The sequence below is a fragment of the uncultured Boseongicola sp. genome (assembly GCF_937988555.1).
Lineage (GTDB): Bacteria > Pseudomonadota > Alphaproteobacteria > Rhodobacterales > Rhodobacteraceae > Boseongicola.
Genome location: NZ_CALJXO010000160.1, coordinates 1 through 3570, shown reverse-complemented (window position 1 = coordinate 3570; position 3570 = coordinate 1). Strand labels below are relative to the sequence as shown.

Genomic DNA, 3570 nt, shown 5'->3' with positions numbered 1-3570 from the left:
CGTTCATGGGCGTGGCCCCAGAAGAATGGATAGAAACGCGCAGGGTCGGCGTGCACAGATACGGTCAGAACATCATTGCGGTCATAGAAAATGCCCTGCGTTCCATTGCCGTGGTGCACATCGATATCAAGAATTGCCGGTCGCAGGCCGTTGGCGCGCAGGCGTTCTGCCGCGATGGCAGAGTTGTTGAGGAAGCAAAACCCGCCCGCAAGATCGCCGAATGCATGGTGGCCGGGAGGCCGCGAGAGGGCATAAGAGGCGCGCGTGCCGTTCAGCAGTGTATCGGCGCCAGCCACTGCAGACTGCGCGGACCAATAGGCCGCCTCCCAGGTTCCAGCGGCTATTGGACAGGCGCTGTCGGCTTGATGAAACCCGGCTTGGCCGACGGCAGACTTCGGATAGCTGTCGGAGCGGTTCGCAGGGTGAATGTTAGGGATTACTTCCTCGCCAGCGCCATCGATATACTGCCAGCGTTTATGGATGGTTTTCAGAAATGTCAGATTTTCGGGTGAATGGATGGCGGCAATCGGACCAAGCCCCGCGTCTTCAGGCACTTCGAAAACACATCCTGCGGCCTCCGCTCCAGTGCGAAGTACTTTGATCCGTTCAGGTTGTTCGGGGTTCGGCAATACCTTGCCGTTGGCCATGAAATGCTTTGGGTCATGGTTCCATTGGCGATCGTCAAAAATGGCTTTCATGTTTGGCCTTTCAGGGCGTCTAACCCGTCCTTATTGAGGCGTAGACAGGGCGCTTACAACCCTTTATTTATTGACTCTTTTCGCTGTATGCGGAATTTTTGTGTACTATCTTTAACCGTAATTGTGTACCATTAATGTGGAACAGTAGCCCAGTACGACTGCAGCGGAAACCAGACCTTCTCTATGAACTCGTCAGCGCCGTCTTCGCCACGAAAGCCAATGCGAGCTAGCCAATTCTGAACAGGCTTCGACAGCTTGTCCCAATCGCTATACGTGGTATCCGCATAGGCCATCAGCATCTCGGGAGATTTCACTGCTGTGACGAACTGCCTGTCCAACGTGGCGTGATTGATGGCAGCGTTGAAGAAGCCGCCCGTAGCGAACAGGTCTTCGACATCGTCCTCGGGTTCTACGTGCAGCTTATTCTTCATACCCGACAGGAAAAGCAAAGCTCGGTAAAATTGGCTGACCGTGGGTCTAGCTTCGTCTTCGTACTCGTAGGTCATAACTTTGCCCTCGAGATGCGGCGCAGATGAATAGACGTAAGAAACTCTGAGGTTTTCACCGGTTAAAACTTCGTCCGGAGAAGTTGCGTGATGGCAAATCAAATAGAAAGACGGATAGCTGCTGCCAAGGTCGCGAACGAAATCTTTCGCGGCAATCTCCTGACCCTTCGTCATGGGCGTTCCTTTAGTTTTATTCTCCCCGAGTATCCACAGCCTTTTTGAGAAGGAGGTGAAGAAGTCCATGTCGCTAGCAAAAGTAGGGAAACTTGCGAAGTCGGTGTATTGGTGACGACGCTACTGTGGTCTATGTCGGCGTCGTGGATGCTGTACCTACGACGTCGGCGCGTACTGAGGGTGAACGAATGAAGGAGGCTCTTGACATCTTTGCCGCCGATCAGGCGAAAGCCTATGGCATCAAGACGGCTGATCAAATCGCACTCCGCCCAGATCTGCATCTGCACGTTGGGTCAGGGATCATCAGTTCTGCCAAAGACGCCGACTGCAACTTGATCATAATGGCAAGCCACATACCGGGCATCAAGGATCACATCTTTTCTTCTAATGCGGGTTATGTCGCCACCCACGCGCCAATTTCTGTTTATGTGGTGCGCTGACCGTTTAAGCCAGTCAGAATAAAGCTGTTTCGCCAATTAGGCGTTTGATTTGAAACTTCGCCGCGTTCTGAGTTGGACGTGTGACTTTCAGACGCCGAACGAAAGGCTGGTGTTCATCGCTTTCAGCGCCGGACGGCGGATGGACGAAAACGACCGTCCTGGACGCTTGGGTTACCCGATAGCCTTGACGAGCGCCGCTAGCGTGCTCTGCCGGATGTTGCCGTGATCGCCTCAACAGGCGTACCCGCCTCGCTCTCCAGACGGGCATTGCGAAGGCGCGTTGTCTTGACGGCGCGTATTTCCGCCTCGTCTTCGGCTATTCTCCTCATGATACGCGTGGTCTTGTCCAGCGGCGTTTCTTTTTTGGCGCCGATAGGTGTAAGCACGATCGTTTTTGCGAGTTTGGCCATCAATAATCTCCTTAACGTATTCTTTGCTTGGGTTGCGCTGCAGACAGGCTGGCTTCGGATGAGCCCGTGTAGCGCGCGTATGAATTAGTCGTGTCGATTGGCGAGTCCTACAGTTCTTGAGCTATCAGGATCAGCAACTGGCCACAGTTTCTCCATCCGCTTGATCCGGCTTGAAGCCCGTAGTCTTCGTCGCCAACCTGTCCGGTTTCGCACACCTAGACCCCTTGGGCTCATTGCAGAAAACCAATGGGCTATGCTGGCTCCGGGACGACCAAAACAGGACATGGTGCGAACATCGTGACCCTGCGGGAAATAGAAGAATCGAACAATGCTTCGAGCCAGGAACGGTTTGGAGAACCAACCACGATAACATCCGCATCGCAGTCATCGGCATAGTCGACGATTACCTGTTCGATTTGGCCGCTGCACTCCTCAATCTCGACCTCAACGCTTGTGTCACTTTCAACCCTCAGCTCTGCAAGTTGCTGGTTGCGATCTTCAATGATTTGAGAGTTATCAGTAGTCACTAAAGGAACGGCCGTAACCATTGGTCCTGCAGCCGCTAGTCCGGCCCCCTCGAACGCCGTTGGGATTACATTAAGCAAGCACACTTTGCCGTCCACGACCTCTGCCATGTCCAGGGCAACGTCAGCGATTTCGCGGTTCAAATCTTGGTCGACAGTCGTTACGACCATGATCCGCTGGAAGCGGGCGTTGTGCTGACTTGACTCAACACCGGTATCAGATTCTTTGGTTTTTGCGAGTTGGATTAGGGCAGACTGAAGGTCCTCGGCATTGAATGCCGGATTGGTACCAGCCATTCCCTCGGACGCCGCCTCCACCTTCTGATCTGCGTCAACAGCCATTGATCTTAGGACTTTCACCTTGTCATCGCGGCTGAGTTTGTTGTCACTCTACACATGATCTGGTGTTTCGAAATAGCGTGAGGGGTTCGATATTCTCGCGTTTGTGTAGATAGTCATAAGTCTCCTTTTTCACCGCGATTGGATACCAATCGGACAACTGTTGTTGATTGACGTGTTTTTTCGACCGCCTAGTTTGGTTAGGTCAACTTGGAACCTGCGAGCCGCTTGGATGTTTTGTTCAAGCGCGCACTTCTGACCCAGCTCTCATGTGGGTTTTTTGGCTCCAACAATTTAAACCTACAGTAAATAAAGGAAAAACTCAAGGTGACCTCAAGTTCTGATTGCAGGCCTCGATAACTAGTCCTTCGCGTCGGCTAATTTGACAGATTACTGTTTTTCTGAATCACTCTCGCAATCGTTTGATGAGGTGAATGAGATGTCGAAGAAAAGGCGATCAGCGAAGTATGTGGTTCGGT

Annotated in this window: 5 protein-coding genes; 1 reads left to right on the top strand and 4 read right to left on the bottom strand. The window is 52.6% G+C overall.

All coding sequences use genetic code 11. The features are described from left to right. Positions 1-698, bottom strand: a 698-nt coding sequence (locus Q1B15_RS08685) for a histone deacetylase family protein (protein ID WP_299753056.1), incomplete at its 3' end; no start/stop codon positions are given. A 131-nt stretch (positions 699-829) separates the two neighbouring features. Beyond that, the gene (locus tag Q1B15_RS08680; protein ID WP_299753054.1) at positions 830-1378 is read right to left on the bottom strand and encodes a hypothetical protein; all 549 of its coding nucleotides are present in this window, start codon (positions 1376-1378) and stop codon (positions 830-832) included. A gap of 125 nt (positions 1379-1503) precedes the next feature. Between Q1B15_RS08680 and Q1B15_RS08675 the strand changes: the two genes are divergently transcribed. Continuing rightward, positions 1504-1818 carry a universal stress protein gene (locus Q1B15_RS08675; RefSeq protein WP_299753052.1) on the top strand — a complete coding sequence of 105 codons (315 nt, stop codon included), beginning with the start codon at positions 1504-1506 and terminating at the stop codon, positions 1816-1818. A gap of 197 nt (positions 1819-2015) precedes the next feature. On the opposite strand, the gene Q1B15_RS08670 is transcribed toward Q1B15_RS08675, so the two are convergent. Together Q1B15_RS08670 and Q1B15_RS08665 are read right to left on the bottom strand one after the other, a co-directional pair. After that, on the bottom strand, positions 2016-2228 hold the full coding sequence (locus tag Q1B15_RS08670) for a hypothetical protein (RefSeq protein WP_299753050.1): 213 nt from the start codon (positions 2226-2228) through the stop codon (positions 2016-2018). A 251-nt stretch (positions 2229-2479) separates the two neighbouring features. Further along, positions 2480-3094 (bottom strand): universal stress protein, encoded by a 615-nt coding sequence (locus Q1B15_RS08665; protein WP_299753048.1) that lies wholly within the window; start codon positions 3092-3094, stop codon positions 2480-2482. Positions 3095-3570: the final 476 nt, after the last annotated feature.